Annotated in this window: 21 protein-coding genes; 8 read left to right on the plus strand and 13 right to left on the minus strand. The window is 70.0% G+C overall.

Translation table 11 applies throughout. The features are described from left to right. The first annotated feature begins 92 nt into the window (after positions 1-92). On the plus strand, positions 93-608 hold the full coding sequence (locus C8P66_RS02955) for a MarR family winged helix-turn-helix transcriptional regulator (protein ID WP_111396639.1): 516 nt from the start codon (positions 93-95) through the stop codon (positions 606-608). Here the strand turns inward: C8P66_RS02955 and C8P66_RS02960 are convergent. Genes C8P66_RS02960 through C8P66_RS03010 form a run of 11 tightly spaced genes read right to left on the minus strand, consistent with a single transcriptional unit; the run spans position 605 to position 10,906 of the window. Next, entirely contained in the window at positions 605-943 is a 339-nt protein-coding gene (locus C8P66_RS02960; RefSeq protein ID WP_111396640.1) for a 2Fe-2S iron-sulfur cluster-binding protein, read from the minus strand. The genes C8P66_RS02955 and C8P66_RS02960 overlap by 4 nt on opposite strands. Continuing rightward, positions 940-2,631, minus strand: a complete 1,692-nt coding sequence (locus C8P66_RS02965; protein ID WP_111396641.1) for an FAD-binding protein — start codon at positions 2,629-2,631, stop codon at positions 940-942. Before C8P66_RS02965 ends, C8P66_RS02960 begins: the two co-directional genes overlap by 4 nt. After that, complete coding sequence (locus C8P66_RS02970; RefSeq protein ID WP_281271331.1) at positions 2,624-3,454, minus strand: alpha/beta hydrolase; 831 nt, start codon at positions 3,452-3,454, stop codon at positions 2,624-2,626. Before C8P66_RS02970 ends, C8P66_RS02965 begins: the two co-directional genes overlap by 8 nt. Positions 3,455-3,469: 15 nt before the next feature. After that, positions 3,470-4,189 (minus strand): ABC transporter ATP-binding protein, encoded by a 720-nt coding sequence (locus C8P66_RS02975; protein WP_111396643.1) that lies wholly within the window; start codon positions 4,187-4,189, stop codon positions 3,470-3,472. Continuing rightward, on the minus strand, positions 4,176-4,961 hold the full coding sequence (locus C8P66_RS02980; RefSeq protein ID WP_111396644.1) for an ABC transporter ATP-binding protein: 786 nt from the start codon (positions 4,959-4,961) through the stop codon (positions 4,176-4,178). Before C8P66_RS02980 ends, C8P66_RS02975 begins: the two co-directional genes overlap by 14 nt. After that, positions 4,958-5,986, minus strand: a complete 1,029-nt coding sequence (locus C8P66_RS02985; protein ID WP_245903176.1) for a branched-chain amino acid ABC transporter permease — start codon at positions 5,984-5,986, stop codon at positions 4,958-4,960. Before C8P66_RS02985 ends, C8P66_RS02980 begins: the two co-directional genes overlap by 4 nt. Next, on the minus strand, positions 5,983-6,855 hold the full coding sequence (locus tag C8P66_RS02990) for a branched-chain amino acid ABC transporter permease (RefSeq protein WP_111396645.1): 873 nt from the start codon (positions 6,853-6,855) through the stop codon (positions 5,983-5,985). Before C8P66_RS02990 ends, C8P66_RS02985 begins: the two co-directional genes overlap by 4 nt. Before the next feature lie 50 nt (positions 6,856-6,905). Then, entirely contained in the window at positions 6,906-8,057 is a 1,152-nt protein-coding gene (locus C8P66_RS02995; protein ID WP_111396646.1) for an ABC transporter substrate-binding protein, read from the minus strand. 22 nt (positions 8,058-8,079) lie between these two features. Further along, positions 8,080-9,090 (minus strand): isopenicillin N synthase family dioxygenase, encoded by a 1,011-nt coding sequence (locus C8P66_RS03000; protein WP_111396647.1) that lies wholly within the window; start codon positions 9,088-9,090, stop codon positions 8,080-8,082. A 17-nt stretch (positions 9,091-9,107) separates the two neighbouring features. Beyond that, on the minus strand, positions 9,108-9,872 hold the full coding sequence (locus tag C8P66_RS03005) for an SDR family NAD(P)-dependent oxidoreductase (RefSeq protein ID WP_211314008.1): 765 nt from the start codon (positions 9,870-9,872) through the stop codon (positions 9,108-9,110). After that, positions 9,869-10,906 (minus strand): ABC transporter substrate-binding protein, encoded by a 1,038-nt coding sequence (locus C8P66_RS03010; RefSeq protein ID WP_111396648.1) that lies wholly within the window; start codon positions 10,904-10,906, stop codon positions 9,869-9,871. The genes C8P66_RS03005 and C8P66_RS03010 overlap by 4 nt, the downstream gene beginning before the upstream one ends. Positions 10,907-11,248: 342 nt before the next feature. On the opposite strand from C8P66_RS03010, the gene C8P66_RS03015 reads away from it, so the two are divergent. From C8P66_RS03015 to C8P66_RS03045, 7 genes are all read left to right on the plus strand, one after another. Beyond that, positions 11,249-12,538: an amidohydrolase/deacetylase family metallohydrolase gene (locus C8P66_RS03015; RefSeq protein WP_111396649.1), complete on the plus strand. Its 1,290-nt coding sequence runs from the start codon at positions 11,249-11,251 to the stop codon at positions 12,536-12,538. Next, positions 12,535-14,874: a xanthine dehydrogenase family protein molybdopterin-binding subunit gene (locus C8P66_RS03020; protein ID WP_111396650.1), complete on the plus strand. Its 2,340-nt coding sequence runs from the start codon at positions 12,535-12,537 to the stop codon at positions 14,872-14,874. The genes C8P66_RS03015 and C8P66_RS03020 overlap by 4 nt, the downstream gene beginning before the upstream one ends. After that, complete coding sequence (locus tag C8P66_RS03025) at positions 14,871-15,674, plus strand: FAD binding domain-containing protein (protein ID WP_111396651.1); 804 nt, start codon at positions 14,871-14,873, stop codon at positions 15,672-15,674. Before C8P66_RS03020 ends, C8P66_RS03025 begins: the two co-directional genes overlap by 4 nt. Continuing rightward, positions 15,671-16,159 (plus strand): (2Fe-2S)-binding protein, encoded by a 489-nt coding sequence (locus C8P66_RS03030; RefSeq protein WP_111396652.1) that lies wholly within the window; start codon positions 15,671-15,673, stop codon positions 16,157-16,159. Before C8P66_RS03025 ends, C8P66_RS03030 begins: the two co-directional genes overlap by 4 nt. 107 nt (positions 16,160-16,266) lie before the next feature. Then, positions 16,267-16,647: an HAD family hydrolase gene (locus tag C8P66_RS03035; RefSeq protein WP_111396653.1), complete on the plus strand. Its 381-nt coding sequence runs from the start codon at positions 16,267-16,269 to the stop codon at positions 16,645-16,647. Then, a complete protein-coding gene (locus tag C8P66_RS03040; RefSeq protein WP_111396654.1) occupies positions 16,644-18,269 on the plus strand; it encodes a phosphotransferase in 1,626 nt (541 codons plus the stop codon). Before C8P66_RS03035 ends, C8P66_RS03040 begins: the two co-directional genes overlap by 4 nt. Further along, on the plus strand, positions 18,266-19,000 hold the full coding sequence (locus C8P66_RS03045; protein WP_111396655.1) for a glycosyltransferase family 2 protein: 735 nt from the start codon (positions 18,266-18,268) through the stop codon (positions 18,998-19,000). The genes C8P66_RS03040 and C8P66_RS03045 overlap by 4 nt, the downstream gene beginning before the upstream one ends. A 6-nt stretch (positions 19,001-19,006) precedes the next feature. Here the strand turns inward: C8P66_RS03045 and C8P66_RS03050 are convergent, their stop codons facing one another. Next, positions 19,007-21,256: a hypothetical protein gene (locus C8P66_RS03050; protein ID WP_111396656.1), complete on the minus strand. Its 2,250-nt coding sequence runs from the start codon at positions 21,254-21,256 to the stop codon at positions 19,007-19,009. A 135-nt stretch (positions 21,257-21,391) separates the two neighbouring features. Beyond that, positions 21,392-21,880 (minus strand): hypothetical protein, encoded by a 489-nt coding sequence (locus C8P66_RS03055; protein ID WP_211314009.1) that lies wholly within the window; start codon positions 21,878-21,880, stop codon positions 21,392-21,394. Positions 21,881-22,373: the final 493 nt, after the last annotated feature.

Consider the following 22,373-nt stretch of genomic DNA (forward strand, 5'->3'; position numbering starts at 1 on the left):
CGCGGGCGGGGAATTGCCCCGCGCCGCCCCCGCGGCCTAAACGGCCCTGACGAAGACCATCCTGGTGGCCATCGTCAGGAGCAGCCCCGCGCATGACACGTCGCCCAACATCGCCGGCCGCCACGCCGCAGGGTATCGGACCGCGCCCTTCCGATCCGGGGGCGGCGCTGATGGAGCGGCCGGGCGTGCTGATCCGGCGACTGCACCAGGTGCATTCGGCGATGTTCCAGGAAGAATGCGCCGGCTTCGGGGTGACGCCGGTGCAGTACAGCCTGTTGACCCTGCTGGCGGGCGCGCCGGGCCTGGAGCAGGGCGCGGCCGCGATCGGGCTGCGGCTGGACCGCTTCACCACCGCCGATGTGGTGCGCCGCCTGGAAGCCGCCGGATTGCTGCGGACCGAACGCGGGCAGGACCGCCGCGCCAAGATGCTCTTCCTGACCACCCATGGCATCGAGGTCTTCACCGCCATGCAGGCCTGCGTGGACCGCGCCCATAGCCGGCTGGTGGAGCCGCTGCCCGAACGGCGCCGCGGGCCGTTCCTGCGGGTGTTGCGGGAGCTGGTGACCCGCCACGGCATGGTTGGCGATCCGCCGCCGAAGGTTCGCTAGGCGGCGTCCGGCGGCCGCTCATCCGGCGGCGCGATGGCGGTGACCAGGTCGCGCAGCAGCGGCTTGTTGGGCAGCGGGTCCAGCCGCATTTCGCGTGCCTCCAGCCGCGCCGTGCAGGCATAGATCACGGCGCCATCCAGCCGCATCATGCATTCCTTGCAGGCATTCGCATTCAGGCAGGCGTAGCGCATCGCAAGCCCCGGGTCGGTATGCTCCCGCACCCAGCGCAGCCCGTCGAGCACGGACTGGCCCGCCTCGAAGGGCACCTCGAACACATCGCGCCGCGGCGCCTCGCCCGGGCCGCCACGATGGATGGAAAGGATCGCGATGCTCATGCCGCCGCTGCCACGGGTTGCTGGCCGAGGGCGAGGCGTCCGCCGGCCAAGGTCACGGTCTGGTTGCTGGTCCAGGCGGCATCCAGGCCGGGATGATCCTCGCGCTGATGCGCGCCGCGGCTTTCGGTGCGGGCGGTGGCGGCCAGCACCACGGCCCGCGCGACCAGCAGGCCGGCACGCAGGTCGAACCAATCGGCCCGCGCCAGATCATGCGGCAGCGGCGCGCCGGGCGGGGCCTCACCCAGCTCGGCGGCCAGAGCGGCGATCCGCGTCGCGGCGCGGGCAAGGCCCGTGGCGGTGCGGAAGGCGCCGACCTCCTCGGCCATTGTCGCCTGAAGGGCGGCGAACATCGCCGCGGGGTTGAAGCCTGGGCGGACGGCCCCGGCGCGCCCGGCCAGCGCCAGCGCCTCGCGCGCCCGGGGATCGGTCCAGGCGATGCCCTCCTGCTTCGCCAAGGCCGACGCCTGCCGGCCCGCGACGCGGCCGAAGGCCAGCGCCTCGGTGATGGCATTGCCCGAGAGGCGGTTGGCGCCATTGGCCCCACCCACCGCCTCCCCGGCCGCGAACAGCCCGGGCAGGTCGGTCGCCATGCGCGTGTCCACGCGGATGCCGCCCATGTGGTAATGCGCGATGGGCGCGACCTCGATCGCGGTCTTGGTCAGGTCGATGCCATTGGCCGCCAGCCTGTCGATCACCGGGCCGAAATTGGCACGTAGCTCGGCCTCCGGCACATGCTCAAAACTCAGCCAGGCACCGCCGGCCGGCGAACCGCGCCCGGCCGCGACCTCCTTGGTGATGGCATAGGTCGCGAGGTCGCGGGTCACGACATAGCGCCCGCCCTCGGGCGGTGCGCCGTAGCGGTCGGTGAATTCCTCTCGCTCGCTGTTCAGCAGCCGGCCGCCAAGCTTGTAGCGGAAGGGGTCCCACATGATCGGGTCCATCCCGATCAGCCGCGGCGCCAGATGGCCGATTGGGAAGAACTGCACGAATTCCATGTCGATCAGCGTGGCCCCGGCGCGCAGCGCCAGCGCATAGCCATCGCCCGCCATATTGGCCGAGGCGCTGTTGCGCCGATACAGCCGGGTCAGCCCGCCGGTCGCGATGATGGTCGCACCCGCGGCGATCCGCACGGCGCGCCCATGCGCGAGGTCGAGTGCCACCGCGCCCTGCACCCGGCCATCGGCCAGCACGAGGTCGGTCACCAGCATCTCGCCCATGCGGCGGATGCCGCCTTGGCGCTGCGCCTGGGTGCGCAGGGTGCGGGAGACGGCGGGGCCGGTGCTGAGGAAATCGACATAGACGCAGCGCGGCCGGTCATGCCCCGGCGCATGCGCCTGGCGGATGCGGCCATCCGCATGCCGGGCCCAGCCGGTCTTCCAGGCGTCCATTTCCTGGATGACCTCGACGCCCTCCTCGCAGAGCAGGCGGGCCAGCGCCGGGTCGCAGAGCCCGCGCCCGGCGGCAAGGGTGTCGCGCAGATGGAAGGCCGGATCGTCCGGCTGCTCGGTCCCCAGCGCCACGGCCACGGTCATCTGCGCCATCACCGTGGCGCCACCCCGCCCGATCAGCGAACGGTCCAGCAGCAGCACCTGCGCCCCCTGGCGCGCGGCCTCGATGGCCGCATAAAGCCCCGCGCCGCCGGCGCCGATGACCAGCACATCGGTGCGAAGCTCGGCGTCCTCAGCCATGCAGCAGCGCCTCGGCGGCAGCCAGCAGGCTGCCGCCGGGCGCGCGCAATTCGGCCAGGATGGTGAAGTGGTCCGCTCCCGGCACCGGCAGCAGCGGGCCGGGCGCCCCGGCCGCGGCGCGCAGGGCGTGGAATTCGCGGGACTGGCGCTGCAACTCGGGCAGTTCGGCGCCGCCATAGGCGACGGCGATCGGCGTCGCGCTGAGCGGCAGTTTCTGGGGCGACAGCGCCAGCAATTCGGCCTGGGTCAGCGACAGCGCGTCGTTCAACGCCGTGCCCTGGATCGGCGCCAGATCGAAGACGCCGGATATCGCCAGCACCCCGCGCACCAGCGGATGATCGGCCATCATCGCCGCCAGATGCCCGCCCGCCGACCAGCCGGAGACGATCACCGGCCCGGCGATGCCGTTCGCGGCGCCATGGGCCTGGAGCCAGTCCATCGCGCTGCGGAGTTGGGCGGTGATCTCGGTCAGGCTCGCATCCGGGGCGATGGCATAGCCGGGCAGGGCGGCCGACCAGCCCTTGGCCAGCGCCCCCTCCACGATGCAGGAAAACCCCTCCCGCGCGTTGCGCTGCCAATAGCCGCCATGGATGAAGACGAGGCAGGGGGCGGCCGGGTCGGCGGCGGGGAACAGATCCCAGCCCTCGCGCTGGGTGGCGCCATAGGGCTTGTCCAACCCGGCGGGGCGGGCGGTGCGCAAGGCCTTGGAATCGGCGGCCCAGCCGGCGACGGTGGCGGCGGAGCCGGCCACGGCCGCGGAGTTGTTGTAGGCGGCGCTCAGCGTCTCGCGATCCCAGCCACGCCAGTCTTCGGGTTTGGTCACTGCTCGCACTCCGGTTCAGGCGGCGAAGGCCCGGCCGCCGAGATAGGCTTCGCGCACATCGCTGCTCGCCATCAATTCCGCGCCGGTGCCGGAGCGGACCACGCGCCCAGTTTCCAGCAGATAGGCGCGATCGCATAGGCTGAGCGCCGCCAGCGCGTTCTGCTCGACCATCAGCACCATCAACCCCTGGCGCCGCACCTCCTGCACGATCTCGAACACCTGCTCGACCAGGTTCGGCGCGAGGCCGAGCGAGGGCTCGTCGAACATCACCAGGCGCGGGCGGGACATCAGCGCGCGGGCGATCGCCAGCATCTGCTGCTCGCCGCCCGAGAGCGTGCCGGCGGCCTGGGCGGCGCGTTCGCGTAAGCGGGGAAAGCGTGCGTACATCGCCTCCAGATCCTCGGCGATGCCGGCTTTGTCGTGGCGCAGCAACGCGCCCATGGCGAGGTTCTCCCGCACCGTCAGATGCGGGAAGACGCGGCGGCCCTCCGGGCAATGCGCGATGCCGCGGCGCAGGATTTCGCGCGGGGAGAGGCCGGTGATCGGCTGCCCGTCCCAGGTGATGCTGCCGGCACTTGGCTTCATCAACCCGCTGATGGTCTTCAGCGTGGTGGATTTGCCCGCGCCATTGGCGCCGATCAGGCTGACCAGCTCGCCCTGCCGCACCTCCAGCGAGACGCCGCGCAGCGCCGCGACCCGGCCGTAGCCGACCTCGATCCCCTCAAGCCGCAGCATGCGGCACCTCCCGGCTGGTGCCGAGGTAGGCACGGATCACCTCGGGGTCCTCGCGAATTTCGGCGGGGGGGCCATCGGCGATGATGCGGCCCTGGTTCAGCACCACGATTCGGTCGGAGATGCGCATCACCATGGCCATGTCATGCTCCACCAGCAGGATGGTGGTGCCGCGGTCGCGAAGCTGGCGGATCAGCGCCATGCATTCGGCGGTCTCCGACGGGTTCAGCCCGGCGGCGGGTTCGTCCAGCAGCAGCAGTTGCGGAGCGGCGGCGGCGGCCAGGGCGATGCCGAGGCGGCGCTGCTCGCCATAGGCGAGGGAGTCCGCGGTCACCTCCGCCCGCGCGGTCAGCCCCACGAAATCGAGCATGGCGAAGGCTTCCTCGCGCAGCCGGGCTTCCTCCCGCCGCATGCCGGGCAGGCGCAGCAAGGCGCCGAGCAGGCCGGATTCGCCCCGCAGGTGCAGCGCCATGCGCGCGTTCTCGAAGACCGTGCAGGGGCCGAAGATGCTGGTGCGCTGGAAGCTGCGGACCAGCCCCAGGGCGGCGATCCGCTCCGGCGACAGCCCGGCGAGGTCCTGGCCCCGGAAGCGGATGCGGCCCTGGCGGGGGCGCATGTAGCCGGTGATGGCGTTGAAGGCGGTGGTCTTGCCCGCGCCATTCGGGCCGATCAGGCTGACGACCTGACCCTCCTCCACCGTGAAGCTGAGATCGGCGACGGCGACCAGCCCGCCGATCTGCACCGCGACATGCTCGACCTCCAGCAGCGCGGTCATGGCGCCGGCTCCACCATGGCGGCGATGGCCGGCGCGGGCCTGCGGCGCGCGGGCAACAGCCCCGCCACCGCCGGCACGATGCCGCGCGGCAGGAACATCACCAGCAGGATCATCAGCACGCCATAGGCGATCCACTGCGCCTCGGGCGGGGCTGAGCCGCGCAGCAGGTCGGGCATCAGCCCGAAGATCAGCCCGCCCACCACCGGCCCCCAGAGGGTGCCCTTGCCCCCGGTGATCACCATGATGACCATGGTGACGGTGTAGATGAACAGGAACACGTCCGGGTCGATGATGCGGACGTAATGCGCGAAGAGGCTGCCCGCCGCCCCCGCGATACCGGCTGAAAGCACCGTCGCGATGACGAGGTAATGCGTGACGCGGATGCCGACGGAGCGCGCCAGGGTCTCATTCTCCCGCAGCGCGACCAAGGCGCGGCCGATGCGCGACTGCACCACCTGCCGCACCAGCAGGAAGGCGAGCGTGCCCACGCCGAGCACCAGCCAGAAGCTCTGCGGCTTGGTATAGAGCGGCACCACGCCCTGGCCCGGCAGCCAGAGCGAGGCGGGGGGGATGCCGATCAGCGCCATCGGCCCCTGGGTCAGCTCCACCCAGTTCAGTGCGACCATCCGCAGCACCTGGGCGAAGCAGATGGTGATGACGACGAAATAGGCCCCGCGCACCCGGAAGGCGAGGCGCCCCAGCAGCCAGCCGAAGGCCCCCGCGACCGCGATTCCCGCCAGAAACCCGACGAAGACCGGCTGCGGGTCCAGCCGCAGCCGCAGCCCGAAGCCGATGCCGATATCGAAGCCGAGCGAGACCAGCGCGCTGGCATAGGCGCCCAATCCGAAGAAGGCGGCATGGCCGAGGCTGAGCTGCCCGGTATAGCCCAGCAGCAGGTTCAGGCTGATCGCGCCGATGATGAAGATGCCGGCCGAGGTCAGCACCGACAGCACATAGGGGTCGGGAAACACCACCGGCACGGCCGCCATGGCGGCGACGAACAGCCAGCCGAAGACCGCGCTCACCCGACGCGCTCCTTCAGCGCGACCAGCCCCTGCGGGCGGATCGCCAGCACCAGGATGATCAGCAGGAAGCCGAAGGCGTCGCGGTATTCGCTGGAGACGAAGCCGCCGCCGAATTCCTCGACATAGCCGAGCGCGAAGCCGCCGATCACCGCACCCGGCAGGTTGCCGAGCCCGCCGAGGATGACGATGGCGAAGGCCTTCAGCCCGACCAGATCGCCCATGGCCGGGGAGACCATGAACACCGGCCCCAGCAGCGCCCCCGCCGCGGCGGCAAGCCCCGAGCCGATGGCGAAGGTCGCGGTATGCACCCAGCCCACGCGCACCCCCATGAGGGATGCCGTCTCCGCATCCTGGAAGGTCGCGCGCATGGCGATGCCGGCACGGGTGCGTTCCAGCAGCAGCCAGAACACCAGCAGCAGGGTCGCGGCCACGCCGAGCACGAACAGCCGCAGCGGCAGCACCGATACCGGACCGAAGACCAGCGGCGTGCCGGCGAAGGGCGTGGGCACCAGCTTGGCAACGCCGCCCCAGGCCCAGAGCCCGGCATTCTGCAGCACCAGCGCCGCGCCGATCATCACCAGCATGACGGAATCGATATCCGCCTTCCGCATCGGCCGCAGCAGCACCAGCTCGATCAGCGCGCCGAGCGCCAGGCCGAGCATCGTGGCCAGCACCAGCGACAGGAAGAAATCGACATGCAGCAGCGCCACCAGCCCGTAGGCCATGTAGGCGCCGAAGGTGTAGAGCTCGCCATGGGTGAAATTCACCACGCGCATGACGCCGAAGATCAGCGTGAGCCCGATCCCCAGCAGCGCATAGGTGCCGCCGAGGACCGTCCCGTTGACGAGATGTTGCAGAGCCTGGTCCATCACGTCCGCCTTGGGGTCGGGCCGGGCCGTGGCGACCCGGCCGAATGCTTTCAGAGAAGGCCGGTCTTGCCTTCGGACAGCGTGACGATGGCGACGTTCGGCTGGTTCTGGCCGCTCTCCTGCCCCGCGGGGCCTTCCTTGGCGAAACGGATGTCGCCGTTCACGCCATGGATATCGACCTTCCACAGCGCCTCGCGGATCGCCTCGGCCTCGGGCTTGCCGGCCAGGCGGATCGCCTCGACCACCGTCAGCACCGCGTCATAGCCGCGGAAGCCCTCGGTCAGCCCGGCGAACTCCCAGTTGTTCTTGTTCCACTCGGCGGTATAGGCCTCGGCGATCGCGGGGTAGGGCGCGCGCTCGGGGAACCAGGGCGCGTAGAACAGGATGTGGAAGCTGGTGTTGCCGGCCGGCAGCGGGTTGGCGATCAGCGCATCGGGGAAGGAGCCGCCGGTGGTCACGAAGCGCTTGCCGAGGCGCTGCTCCACGGCCTGACGCAAGGCCAGGGTCTGCTGCTCGACGCCGGTGGTCAGGAAGATGGTGTCGGCGTCGGATTGCTTCAGGGCTGCGAGCTGCGCCGAAAGATCGGTTGCTTCCGGCGTCATCGTCTCGGTGCGGCCGATGGTGACGCCCTTGGCGGCCAGCGCCTCGGAGAATTTCTCCGCCGCGCCACGGCCGAAGTCGTTGTTCACCGAAAGGAAGTCCACCTTGCGCATCGCCGGGGTGAATTTGCCAAGCTGCGTGCTGAAGGCCACGGCCTCCATCGCCGAGGTCGGCGCGATGCGGAAGACATAGGGGTTGCCGGAGGTGGTGATGCGCGACGCCGAGGAGGTCTCGACCACCATCGGCACCTTGTATTCCAGCAGCTTCGGCATGATCGCCAGGGTGTAGGTGGAGCTCCAGGCGCCGATCAGCACCGGCACGCGGTCGCGCAGGACCAGCTTGTCCACCGCCGCGACGGCCTCGCGCGGGTTGGACTTGTTGTCCTCCAGGATCAGCTCCAGCGGACGGCCGAGCACGCCGCCGGCGCGGTTCAGCACCTCCACGGCGATCTTGGCGCCATTGGCGACATAATTGCCCGAGGCGGCGACGGCGCCGGTCAGCGGCTGCGTCATGCCGATCTTGATCGGATCGGCGGCCCAGGCGGTGCGTTGCAGGGCGGGCAGGGCGAGCCCGGCCAGGAGGGCGGTGCGTCGGTTCAGCATGCGGATGGCTCCTTGTGGGGTGTCAGGCGGCAGCGACGCGGGTCTGGCGGTATTTCTCGTCCCGATAGGCGCCAGACAGGACCGGCGGATATTTCGCCGATCCCAATTCTGATCCCGATTCTGATCCCAATTCTGGCGGCGACGCGATGCATTCGATGCGCGCGTCGTAATTGGGATGGTGGAAGAAGGCGATCGACAGCCGGCTGCTGCGTGCCGCCGCGCTATCGGGCGGATTGACCACGCGATGCACATTCGACATCCAGCGGTCGTTGGTCCAGCGCATCAGAAGATCGCCGATATTGACGACGAAGGTCCTGGGATCGGTCTCGACATCCAGCCAGCGGCCGTCCCGCATCTGCGCCTGGAGCCCGCCGGGGACGTTCTCGCCGTTCAGGATGGTCAGCAGCCCGTAATCGGTATGCGCCCCGGCCCGAAGCTGGCCCGGCGCCGGCGGCGCCACCTGCGCCGGGTAGTGGTTCAGCCGCATCGCGGTGATGTGGCGGTCGATCTTGTCGTCGAAGAAGTGTTCGGGGATGCCGAGGCCGAGCGAGGCGAGGCGCATCATCTCGACCGTCAGCGTCTCCATCGCCGCGTAATAGGCGGCGGCGGCGGCGGCAAAACCCGCCGGCCGTTCGGGCCAGAGGTTGGGCCGGAAGTACCGCTGCCCTTCTGGTGAGGTGTAATACGCCTCCTCGGGCCAGGTTTCGCGGCCGAAGTGGTAGTATTCCTTCAGATCCGGCGGCGTCGCCACAGCATTGCCGGAGGCCAGCGCCTCGACCCCCAGTGCGATATAGCCGCGCGGGGTGCCTTTGACCGGATGCAGGGCGCGTTGCTTCTCGTCGAGCGGCAGCGCGAAGAAGGTGTTGGCGAGGCCGCGGAGGTTGTCCATCGCGGTGGCGGAGACGCCATGGCCGGTGACGGTGAAGAAGCCGATCTCGCGGCAGGTGCGATCCATCTCCCGGCCCACGCGCAGCCGCTCGGCCGGGCTGCCGCCCAGGGCGGCGCTGAGGTCGATGACCGGAATCTCAGACATGGCTCGGCTCCCTCGCGTCAGTGGAAATAGGCCCCTCCATCCACCACCAGCGTCTGGCCGGTGATGAAGCCCGCATCGGGGCCCGCGAAGAAGCAGACGGCGCCGACCAGGTCTTCTGGAAGCATGTCGCGTGCCAGGACGCGATTTCGCAGCGAAGGCTCCTTCACCCCCGCCACCAGCACCGGATTCTTCATCACGCCATCGCTGAGGGTGAAGCCCGGCGCGACGCTGTTCACCAGCACGCCATGCCGGCCAAGCTCGGTCGCCAGCGCCCGGGTCAGCGAGACCACGGCCCCTTTGCTCGCCACGTAATGCGCCATGTACGGGTTGCCCTTGAAGGCGACGCCGGAGCTGATGTTGACGATCCGCCCGCCCCCGCGCCGCCGGAACCCCGCCAGCGCCGCGCGGCAGCAGAGGAAGGTGCCGATCACGTTCACATCCAGCACCCGCCGCCATTCGGCGACGTCCAGCGCCTCGAAGGGGCGCGGCGTCAGCGTCGCATAGATGCCGGCGTTGTTCACCAGGATGTCGATGCCGCCGAAGAGGCGCTCGGCGGCCTCGGCCATCGCCGCGGTGTCGTCTTCGGAGGACACGTCGGCGGCGATGCCCTCGACGCTGAAGCCTGCGGCGCGCAGCCTGGCCGCGGCGGCCACGGCGCCGTCCCGGTCGGCGATCAGTACCGCGGCGCCACGCCGGGCAAGCCCTTCGGCCAGGGCATAGCCGATGCCGGCGGCACCGCCCGTGACCACGGCGACCTTGCCGAGCAGCGCCGGCTCGCTCACGGCATGCGGTCCGCAAGCGGCGGCAAATAGGCGGTCGAGTAGAGGCTCTCGGGAGCAGGCGGGTTGGCGATCTGGTTGACCTCGGCATTGATCGCGACGAGGCGGGCCATGCGATCCGGCTCCATGGTGCCAAAGCCCTTCTGGCGCACGCCATCGGTCAGGATGGCGACGTCGCGGGCCATGGCGAAGCGCTCCAGCTCCAGTGCCTCGTCGAACAGCGGCTCGCGCCGCTTCATCGCCGCCATGCCGGCGGCCGGATCGGCCAGCGCCGCACGCAGCCCGCCGAGCGAGGCGCGGAGGAAGCCACGCAGCACCTCGGGGTGGCTCTCGGCGAAGGCGGCCGAGGTGATGATGCCATGGCCATAAAGGTCCACGCCCGCCGCCGCATAGGGCAGCACGACGATATCCTGCGCTGGCACGCCGGCGGCGCGCAGGCTGAACACCGCGGCCATCTGCAACCCGGTGATGGCCTCGACCTGGCCGGTGGCCAGCATCGTCTCCCGCAGATTGGCGGTCATCGAGGTCCAGCGGATGGTGCTGGCGTCCACCCCCGCCGCGCGGGCGAAGACCGGGAACAGCACCCGGCTGCTTTCGCCCTCGGGCGCGCCCAGGTTGCGGCCGCGCAGATCGGCGGCGGTGCGGATGCCGCTGCGGCGCAGCGTGACCACGGCGGCGGGGTTGGTGTCGAACACCATCTGCACGGCGATGACGCGGCGGTCGGGGTTGCGGGCATTGAACTGCACCAGCGCGTTCACATCGGCAAAGCCGACATCATAGGCGCCGGTCGCGACCTTGCTGATGGTGTCGCCCGAGCCATAGCCGCGGTCCATCTGGACCCGCAGGCCGGCGTCGCGGAACAGGCCCCGCTCCTCCGCCAGCGCCCAGATGGCGTGGTAGCCCTGCGGCGCCCAATCCCAGGAGAATCGGACTGGGGCCGGGGCCGGCGTCTGCGCCTCCGACCGCGCCGGCAGAAGGGCGGCAAGGCAGAGCGCCGCGGCCAGGATCGAACGACGTCGGAAGGGGGAGGTGAACATGGGGGCGACTCCGGCTCTGCACAGCGGCGACTGATCCCGATGAAGCAAGCAGGGTGCCAGCCCGGCAGCGCCGGTTTGGCGGCGGCGAAGGGCGCTGCGCGGCCCGGGGAGTGCCCATGCATTGAGCGTGCGCCGGGGGAGTTGCCAAAAAATGTGCCTACAGCCACATTTCCTGGGGGCCGCCCGCGGCCATTCGCCAGGGTGCCGCTTGGTGCGGCGGTGGCATGGCTTTTGCGTTTTCTCCCTGCCTCCGATCCGGCATGCTGCCCTGTGCAGCGCTGTGCCAATGCGGATGCACAGACACCAACCTGGCGGGCGCCGCCTGTCCGAAGGAGGCCGATCATGGATTTCACCCAGGCAGGACCCTATGACACCGTGCTGCGCGGCGGCCGGGTGATCGACCCCGCCCAGGGCATCGACGGCATCTTCGATGTCGCCGTGCGCGACGGGCGGATCGCCGCCATCGGCCCTTCGCTGCCCGGCCCGGCGAAGGAGGTGATCGATGTTTCCGGCCGGCTGGTGCTGCCGGGGATGATCGACACCCATGCCCATGTCTATCGCTACGTCACCGGCCGCTTCGGGCTGGATGCCGACATGGTCGGCGTGCAGTCCGGCGTGACCACGCTGGTGGACCAGGGCGGCCCCTCGGTGCTGACCTTCCCGGGCTTCCGGGAATTCGCGGTCAAGCCCGCCGCCAGCCGGGTGCTCGCCTTCCTCTCGGCCTATATGGTCGGCGGGCTGGAGGGGCATTACTACCCCGAGCTCTACCGCCCCGATTGCATCGCCGTGCAGGACACGATCCGCTGCGCCGGGGAGAACGCCGATCTGGTGCGCGGCATCAAGGGCCATGCCGAGATCGGCGGTTTCACCCGCTGGGGCAATGAGGCGATGCGCCGGGCCGCCGAGATCGCCCGCGCGGTGGACCGGCCGCTCTACATCCATTTCGGCCAGCTCTGGCCGCTGCCGGAGGACAAGGAGTCCTTCGACCCCGACGCCATCCTGCCCGAGATGATCGAGATCATGCGCGCCGGCGACATTTTGGCGCATCCCTTCACCCGCCACCCCGGCGGCTTCGTGGACCGCCACGGCAAGCTGCACCCGCTGGTGCGTGAGGCGATGGCGCGCGGGCTCAAGACCGATGTCGGCCATGGCTCGCATTTCTCGTTCAAGATGGCCCGGCTGGTGATCGAGGCCGGCATCGTGCCCGACACCCTCGGCGCCGACATGCATGGCTACAACACCACCATCCCCAAGCCGCGCGGCACGCCGGAGTCCCATCCGGACAAGGACGAGATGCATCTGTTCGCCGGCAAGCAGAATTTCTCGCTGGCCTCGGCGATGACCAGCATGCTGGCGCTGGGCCTGGATCTCACGCAGGTGGTGCGCATGGTCACCTCCAACTGCGCCGAGATGCTGCGGATGAGCGATGAGATCGGCAGCCTGCATGTCGGGCGGGAGGCGGATGTCTCCGTCCTCGCCGATGAGCGCGGCCGTTTCCTGCTGCAGGACAATGAGGGCACGCAGGTCATCGCCGAACGCCTGCTGCGCCCGGTCTTCTGCCTGCGTGCCGGTCGCCGGTACGACTCCGATTCCGTGGTTCTGCCTCAGCCGATCCTGGCCGAGGCGGCGTGACCTCGCCACAAGGCGTCAGGGCCCAGGGCGTCGGGGCCAGCCTACTCCGCAAGGAGGATGCGCGCTTCCTGCACGGCCGCGGCCGCTACGTCGCGGATATCACCTTGCCGGGCATGCTGGAGGTCGCCTTCCTCCGCAGCCCGGTCGCCCATGCGCGATTGCTTGGTATGACCAAGCCGGAGGGTGCGGCTGAGCGCGTCTTCACCTTCGCCGACCTCGACGGCGTCGGCCACATCCGCGCCGTCTCCGGCCTGCCGGGGTTTCGCATCTCCGAACAGCCGGTGCTGGCCACGGACAAGCTGCGCCATGTCGGCGAGGCGATCGCCGCCTGCGTCGCGCCGAGCCGTGCCTGCGCCGAGGATCTCGTCGCCGCCTGTGTCCTGGACTACGAGGAATTGCCGGTGGTCAGCGACATGCTCTCCGCCGGCCTGCCGGGTACGGCGCTGGTGCATGAGCATTGGTCGCAGAACGCCTTCCTCGAAACCACGCGGCAGGATGATCTGTCAGAGCTGGACGCGATCGCCGCGGCCAAGGTCACGCGCCGCCTGCGCACCTCCCGCCAATGCATGGCGCCGCTCGAAGGGCGCGGCGTGCTGGTGGAATGGGACCCGCGGCTGGAGCAGCTCATCGTCACCACCTCCACCCAGATGCCGCATGTCAGCCGCACCGGGCTTGCCGAGATCCTCGGCCTTGACGAAGGCCAGGTGCGGGTGATCGCGCCCGATGTCGGCGGCGGCTTCGGCTACAAGGGCATCCTGCTGCCCGAGGAGGTGGTCTGCGCGCATCTCGCCATCCGCCTCGGCCGCCCGGTGCGCTGGATCGAGGACCGGCTCGAACATCTGACCGCGAACGCGAATTGTCGCGAGCACCACTACATCGTCACCGCCTGGGCCGATGCCGGGGGCCGGCTGCTGGGGGCCGAGGTGGATGCCACCGTCGATGCCGGCGCCTATTCCTCCTACCCCTTCGGGGCGTGTCTGGAAGCGGCACAGATCGGCTCGATCTTCCCCGGCCCCTATACCCTGCCGAAGTTCAGCTTCCGCACCGTCTCGGCCTGCACCAACAAGCCGCCGATCCTGCCCTATCGCGGCGTTGCCCGCACCGGCGTCTGCTATGCGCTGGAGACGACGATGGATGCGCTGGCGCGCAAGCTCGGCATCAGCGCCACGGCCATCCGCCTCGCCAATCTCGTGCCGCCCGAGGCGATGCCCTACCGCAACCTGGTCGGCAAGGTCTTTGACAGCGGCGACTATCCGGAGGCGCTGCGCCGGGCGATGGCCAGCGTCGATCTCGCGGGCATCCGGGCGCGGCAGGCCGCCGGCGAATGCGTCGGCTTCGGCCTCGCGGTGTTCTGCGAACAGGGCGCGCATGGCACCTCGGTCTATGCCGGCTGGGGGGTGCCGATCGTGCCGGGGTTCGAGCAGGCGACGGCGCGCTTCTCCCCCGATGGCGTGCTGGAAATCCGCACCGGCGTGCACAGCCATGGCCAGGGCATGGAGACGACCCTGGCGCAGGTCGCGCATGAGGTGCTGGGCGTGGAGACGGCGCGCGTCCGCGTCGTGCATGGCGATACCGCGCTGACGCCCTATTCCACCGGCACCTGGGGCAGCCGCGGCGCCGTCATGGCCGGGGGCGCGGTGGCCGAGGCCTGCCGGCTGCTCGGCGAGCGGGCGCTGGCGATCGGGGCCGCGCTGTTGCAGGCCGAGCCGGGGGCGGTGGAACTGTCGGGTGGCGCGATCCGGCGGCGGGACGGTGGGGCCGCCGTCACCCTCGCCGAGATCGCCCGCACCTGGTACCGCCAGCCGCAGAATCTGGCCCGTGACGTGGACAAGGGCGGGCTTGAGGTCATCGCCGGCTACCGCCCCGATCCCGATACCGGCACCCACTCCTATGCCTGCCACGCCGTCACCCTGCGGGTGGATCGCGACACCGGCGAGGTCGCGATCGAGGATTACCTCGTGGTCGAGGATGGTGGCACCTTGCTCAACCCGATGATCGTGGATGGCCAGGTGCTGGGTGGCGTGGCCCAGGGCATCGGCACCGCGCTCTATGAGGAAATGCCCTTCGATGCCGCCGGCCAGCCGCTGGCGGGCTCGCTCGCGGATTACCTGCTGCCGGGCGCGACCGAGGTCCCGGATATCCGCCTCGACCATATGGAAACGCCGAGCCCCTGGACCCGCTTCGGCCAGAAGGGCATCGGCGAGAGCGGCGCCATCGGCCCGCCGGCCGCCATCGTGAACGCCATCAACGACGCGCTGCACCGCTTCGGCGCCGAGGTGCTGGACCTGCCGGCCACCCCCGCGCGGGTGCTGGCCGCGTTGGAGGCCGCGCGATGAAGCCCGCGGCCTTCACCTATGCCCGCCCCGCCGATTGGCCGGAGGCGCTGGCCCTGCTCGGCGGTGGCGCGCGCGCCCAGGCGGGGGGGCAATCGCTCGGCCCGATGATGAACCTGCGGCTGGCGCAGCCGGGGGCGGTGGCCGATCTGCGCCATCTGCCGGGCTTCGCCGGCGTCACCGTCACCGGAGCGACCTGCCGCATCGGCGCCGGCACCACCCATGCGGCGATCGAGGATGGCGCCGTGCCGGGGCTGCTCGGCCGCATCCTGGCCGGGGTGGCGCGCCGCATCGCCTATCGCGCCGTGCGCAACCGCGGCACCATCGGCGGCAGCTTTTCGCATGCCGATCCGGCGGCGGATTGGGTCGCGGTGCTGCCGGTGTTCATGGGCGAGGCCATCGCCTTCGGCCCGGCCGGTGAGCGCCGCATCCCGTTGGATGGCTTCCTGCGCGGGCTGTTCGAGACGGCCCTGGCACCGGATGAGTTGTTGCGCGCGATCGAACTGCCGCTGCTGCCGGCCGGAACCCGTTGGGGTCATTGGAAATTCTGCCGCAAGCCCGGCGAATTCTCCAAGGCCACCGCCTGCGTTCTGGCCGTGCCGGGCGCGCCCGTGCGCGCTGTGCTGGCGGCGCTGGACACCCCGCCGCTGGTGATCGCCGATGCCGGGGCTTTGCTGCTGGCGGCACCAGAGGCCGAGGCGGCCCGCATCGTCGCAGGGCTTGGCCCGCTGGAGCCCTGGCGTGCCGCCTTGGCCCGCACCGCATTGCAGCGCGCCGGCCTGGCCGCGAGGGAGGACGCATGAACCGCTCCGCGATCAGCCTGACCGTCAACGGCGCCGCCACCACGCTGGAGGCGGAGCCGCGCACCCATCTGGCCGATCTTCTGCGCGGCGGCATGCTGCTGACCGGCACCCATTTGGGCTGCGAGCATGGCGTCTGCGGCGCCTGCACGGTGGAGCTGGATGGCGCCCCGGCGCGGTCCTGCATCACCCATGCCGGAGCCTGCGACGGCGCCTCCGTCCGCACCATCGAGGGCTTTGCCGAGGATGCGGTGATGGCGGCGCTGCGCGCGGCCTTCACCGCCGAGCATGCGCTGCAATGTGGCTATTGCACGCCGGGGATGCTCATCACCGCGCGGGATGTGGTGCTGCGCCTGCCCGAGGCGGATGAGGCGCGGGTGCGGGAGGAGATGGCGGGCAACCTCTGCCGCTGCACCGGCTATCGCGGCATCGTCCGGGCGGTGCTGCGGGTGCTGGAACAGCGGCGGTCGGCCGCGGCCGTCGCCTGACGACCGCGCCGCCGCCGCGAATGTGAAGCGCGGGCCGGTCGACCGCGGGCCTCGCGACGGGCAGGCTGCCCCCGCCGGCTGGTTCGCGGCGATAGGGCGGGGGGCGTATGAAGCGACTGGTCATGGATCTTGACGGCACGATCACCCATGAGGGCGATGGTCGGGGATACGCCGACAAACTGCCGAACCTGGAGATCATCGCCCGGATGCAAGCCTATCGGGACATGGGCTTCACCATCATCATCCAGACCGCCCGCAACATGCGGTCTTTCGACAATTCGATCGGACGCATCAACGCCCATACCCTGCCTGTCATCATCGAATGGCTGCGTCGCCACGACGTTCCCTATGACGAGATCCATGTCGGCAAGCCGTGGTGCGGGACGGAGGGCTTCTACGTCGATGACCGTGCCATCCGCCCTGCCGAATTCCTCGGCCTGGACCCAGGCGAGATCGCGGCATTGATCGGGCGGACCTCGGCGATATGACGGCGGCGCCGAAGGGCTGCTGGCTGATCACCTCCGGCGCCTATGTCGGGCAGGAGTTGGCGGCCGAGTTCGGCCGCCTGCCGCCCTGCTTCCTGCCCGTCGGCGTGAAGCGCCTGTACGAGTACCAACTCGACCTGCTCGGCGATGCATGGCCGCTCTACATGACCCTGCCCGAGACCTATGCCGTGCCCGAGCACGACCGGGCGCGGCTGGCCGCGCGGGGCGTCACCATCCTGCCGGTGCCGGCCGAATTGCGCCTGGGCGAATCCGTGGTCTTCGCCCTCAACCTGATCAGCCAGCCGGACCAGGAGGTCCGTATCCTGCACGGAGACACCCTCGTCGAGGGGCTGGAGGCCATCGATGCCGACTGCCTGGGCATCGCCGGCGGGCGCGAGGATTACGCCTGGGCGGAGGTGCATCTGGACGCCAGCGGCAGGTATGTTAGCGGCCTGACCACCCTGGTCGCAGGCGTGCCCGACGAGCGCCGGGACCCGGTGGCCTGCGGGGTGTTCTCCTTTGCCAGCAGCGCCACGCTGGTCCGGTCCCTGACCCGCGCCCGGAGCGATTTCATCGCCGGGCTACTGGCCTACAACGCGGCGCGTCCCCTGCGCGCGGCCCCGGTCGCGGCCTGGTATGATTTCGGCCACCTCGCCACCTTCTTCCGCTCCCGTCGCCTGCTGGTCACCGCGCGCAGCTTCAACACGCTGCAGATCGACCGGCTGGTCGCGCGCAAATCCAGCGAGGATGTCGCCAAGATGCGGGCCGAGGTGGACTGGTTCGCCGGCGTGCCGCCCCGACTGCGGCCCTACTGCGCGCGGCTGATCGATTCCGGGGAAGCCGATGGCCGCGGCTACTACGAAACGGAATACGAATACCTGCCGACCCTGGCCGAGCTCTTCGTCTTCGGCACGCTCGGCCGGCCGAGCTGGATGCAGGTCATGCAGTCCTGCCGCAGCTTCCTGCAGGCCTGCGCGGACAGCGTCGGGCCCGGCTCGGGCGATGCGATGCTGCGCGCGCTCGCGGCCAACAAGACCACCGCCCGGCTCAGGCAATTTGCCGATGCCAGCGGCTTCGACGTGGAGGCTCCGCTGTCCTATGAGGGCCGCCCGATGCCCGCGCTGATGCGGATCGCCGAGAGCCTGGACAGTCTGATCGATCTCGGCACCGGCCGCCCGGCCACCGTGATGCATGGCGATCTCTGCTTCAGCAACATGCTCTACGACAGCCGGGTGCAGCGCATCCGCGTCATTGACCCGCGCGGCTACGTGACGCCGGGCGAGACGAGCCTGTATGGCGACATCCGGTATGACATGGCCAAGCTCTCGCATTCCATCATCGGCCGCTACGACCACATCATCTCCGGCCGCTATGCCATGCCGGCGCAGGACGGTCCCCGCTTCGCCCTGAGCTTCGAACCGGCGCCGCATCACGCCTGGTTGGAACAGGCGCTGCGGGAGACGGTCATCGGCGGCGTGGCGGCCGACAGCCGGGACGTCCGCGCGCTGACCATTGGGCTGTTCCTGTCGATGCTGCCGCTGCATGCCGACCGGCCGGACCGACAGCGCGCCTTCATCGCCAATGCGCTGCGTCTGCACGCGCTGATGGAGGCGGCACCCGCATGATCGTCATCCCCATGGCCGGCCAGTCCCGGCGCTTCGCCGAGGCCGGCTACAGCCTGCCGAAATACATGCTGCCGCTGGCCGGGCGCAGCGTCTTCGCGCATGCGGTCGAAAGCTTCCGCGCCTGTTTCGTGACCCACCCCTTCCTGTTCATCGCCCGCGACATCGCGGGCACCGGGGCCTTCATCGCCGCCGAATGCGCGGCGCTGGGCATCCGGCAGGCCGAGGTGCAACTGCTGGAAGCCCCTACCGCCGGCCAGGCCGAGACGGTCGAACTCGGGCTGCGGGAGGCCGCGGTGGCGCCGGGCGGGCCCATCAGCATCTTCAACATCGACACCTTCCGCCCTGGCTTTCGTTTCCCGGCGGCGCCCTGGTGGGCGGGGTCGGACGGGTATCTGGAGGTATTCCGGGGGGCCGGCGCCAACTGGTCCTACGTGCGCCCGTCGCCTGGCCCCGAGCCGCTGGCGCTGGAGACGGCGGAAAAGCGGCCGATCTCCGATCTCTGCTGCACCGGCCTCTACCACTTCGCCCGAGCCGGCGATTTCCTCGATGCGCTGGCGCAGGAGCGCGCGGCACCCAGCGCGGCGGAGCTGTATGTGGCGCCGCTCTACAACCACCTTATCCGGGCCGGCGCCCGCATTCACTACGACCTCGTGCCGCAGGCCAGCGTGATCTTCTGCGGCGTGCCCGCGGAATACGAGGCACTGCTGGCGGGCGCGGCTGCGCGGCCGTAGCGGCGCTCAGCGGCCGCGTTTCGCGCGCAGGCGCTGGCGGATCATCCGCTCCACCTCCAGGCACAGCCGGTCCGGGACGATGTCATAGGATTCTGACTGCATTTGGGCGATCGGCAGCCGCGTGGCGGAGGAGGTCATGACCGGCACCAGCGTGTCGATGGACTGGGCGCGGTCCAGCATGACCGGCGGCACGCCGTCGTCGAACAGGGCAATCTCGACCAGCACGCCGGCCAGGTCGGCGGAGTTGCTGTGGATCACCGTGGGGGTGTTGGTCACCCAGGCCAGGGTCGGCAGGTGGCCGTTGCCTTTCGGCATCACCGCGATGTCGGCGTGCCGGAACAGCCGCGCCTTCTCCAACAGCGTCATGCCGATGGATACGGCAACGGGGCCGGTGAAGTCGAAATCCGCCCGCGCCCGCAGCGCATCGACCAGCCCGGCCTCATGTGCGATGGCCGCCTCCTCCTGCGGGTTGCCATCGATGGTGCCGGTATAGCCCTCGAAGATGACCGCCACCCGGGCCTGCCATTCCTCGGTGCAGAGCCGCTCGATGTGGGACAACAGCTCGCAGAAACCGGCTATCTGGCTGAGCCAGGCCCGCCGCTTGGTTCGCAGGCCGAGAATGATGACGATATCCGCCCCCTCGAGCGCGGAGAGCGCGGCGATGAGTCGGGGTGAAGCCGGGGCCTTCTCCGCCGCGTCCAGGATCGTCTGGCTCGCGCCGCGATAGGCGGCCTCATCGGTCGGCCAGATCAGGAGCAGGCCATCCCTGAGCACCCGCCGGGTCAGCTCGGCGTCGTTGCCGCCGTTGATCGGATCCTTGGCAAGTCCGAACAGGCCGAGCGCGTCGTAATAATCATAGGCGCCGCGGATATAGAGCGCGCCGGCGGGCATCAGACTGCTGGAACGCAGCCGGTGCAGGCCCGACACCTCGTTCATGTAATTGTGGCCGATGTTACGATGTACGCCGGATAGGATGGCGATCCGCCGCGGCCCCGACCGGTAGGCCGCCACGGCGGGAGCCTCGCGCTTCAGATGCTCGGCGAAGCGGCGCAGCAGCGGGCGCGCCTGATCCATGCCGCGCTGGGGCGCCAGCCCCACGACCACCGCCTGGTCATCGGTCCAGAACAGGCCGCGCAGAAACTGGTGCCCGAAGTTGCTGATCCAGAAGACGTGCTCGCCCTCGAAGCGGTAGTGCGCAGATGCCTCAAACCAATGGCTCTCGGTGGCCAACACCGGGCGCAGCGACCAAGGGCAGATCGCGCGCAGGCCGCGATGGGCCGAAAATCCGCGTAGCCAGTTGACGGCGCGGCCGGCGGAGAGGCTCCTCATTCCCCAGTAGCCATAGAAGAAGGTCTCGTCGGAGAGGCGGGGCAGGGCCCAGGCCGTGGCTTCGCGCGCTGTCTGTGTGGCGGCGGCGGTCTCGACCCATTCGTGGTCCTCGGCGCAGGCGAGCAGGGCCAGGGGGTTGATCCCGCGGGCGTGCAATGCCTGCCGTGCCTCCGCACCGTTGCGGCCGAGGTAGTTGACGGTGAGCGGGGGCAAGCCCTCCGGCGGGGGGGGCGCGGCCGGGACGGCGCGCAGGGTCGCCAGGGCCATATCGGCGACCGCCGCCGCCAGCGCAGGGTCGGCGGCGCCGGGAAAGGTGAAGGGCAGGATGTCATGCAGCGGTGCCGCCTCCCATCGTGCTGCCTGCGCCGCGATGTCGTGCTCCTTCAGCAGCCGCCGGGTCCGGACCGCCCACAGCGCCTCGATGCGCTGGCGAATGATCGCGGCCTCGGCCAGGCGGCCGGATTTGAAGTCCTGCCAGCCTAACGCAAAAAGCTGGTCCTCGGCCCCGGCGGCATAGGCCTCATCCGCCGTCAAGGCGATCTCGGCCTCCCGCCCCTGCGCAAGCAGGAGCCGCGTATGCGTCCCGCCCAGATGCGGCCGCAGCCCCGGCATGCGGTCGAGCAGCCGGAGGAAGGCGCGGCCGGCGCCCATGGTCAGATGGTCGTTCGCGATCTGCCGGATCAGCGGGCCATTCGTGGTTCCGCTCTCCACCAGCCAGGCGCGTGCGCGAAAGAGGTACTCGTCATAGCGGTGGCTGCGATGAAGATAGGCGAGGATGGCCTCACGGCCCGCCTGCTTCTCCCACAGCCGCGGGATCGCCGCGGCGACCGCCACATCGCCAAAGCGATCGGCACAGGCGACCAGGAAGGCATCAAACCCCAGGGCCTCCGTCGGACCAGAGAGGATCGTCTCCAGCGCCACCTTCATTTGCGATGGAATCGGTCCCGACATCCACACTCGCCCCCATCTGCGCGTGTGAGGCTTACCCTTTCCGCCCGCGATGGGTCCAGGGGGCGGCCACGGCGCCTGGGCCGGGCCCGCGGCCGTCCTGGCGTGCGCGTCCTATGCCAGCACACCGCCACCCCGGCGCGCGGCGCGCGCCACCAGATAGGCGAGGACGGCGAAGCCGAGCAGCGCGACCAGCTGCGCGACCGCGAAGGGCGGCTCCGACTGTGTCGGCGCGGCGGCGTGGAGGAAGGGCGTCTTGGCGAAGGCCTGGGCGACGCCGACGAAGACCAGCAGATACTCGCTGGCGACCAGTCCGAGCGCATCGACCAGGCGCCAGGGGCCGCCAAAGGCGAAGACGTACCGGGCGGCCAGGACCAGCACCAGCACCAGCAGCGCCAGCACCCCGACAACATGCGAGGGCAACACCCCGTTGAAGGGGAAGAGGAAGCCCGTGGTGCTGGTCGCGATGGCGGTGATCAGGAAGAAGACGGTCCAGCCCGGCCGGGGATGCGCGGCGATGAGCCCCGCCACCACGACCGCGCCGGCCACCAGCGCCACCAGGCTGATGAGTGTGTGAACGGTGGTCAGTGTCTGGAGGTCCATGGCTCGGCTCCCGCCTGTAGATGGCCTAGGCTGGGCCGGCCCGGTCCTCGGCAGATTGCGGAATGCTGGCCGGATTTGGCTGTTTCTGCGGCAAAGCCGGGCCTCTTCATCCCGGCCAGGGCGCCGCCCACCCCTGGACATCCGCCCGAGCCATACCGAAGTCCCTGGCAAGCAGGGGAGATGGCGGCGATCGAGGTCGCGGCGCCGGGTGCCTCCGCCCACGCCCCGGCACACGGATTTGTGAACGAAGGTGCCCCCCTGTGGACCCCCCGTTCACTGCGTTCTGGGAGGAGGTGGGGGTCGTATCGTGGCTGCGGGGGATCGTCCCGACTCGTTGGGTCGCGTGATCATTTTTGACCATTCATCAGAAAATCGCTAGAGTCTCGATGAACTGAATGATCCATCTTGCTCGGTACGGCAGATACATGCTGGATAAAATCGGGAAATCCCCTGGATATTCCTTGGAATTGATGAGATTTAATGGAGTTATGGC

The sequence above is a fragment of the Humitalea rosea genome (assembly GCF_003253705.1).
Classification (GTDB): Bacteria; Pseudomonadota; Alphaproteobacteria; order Acetobacterales; family Acetobacteraceae; genus Humitalea; species Humitalea rosea.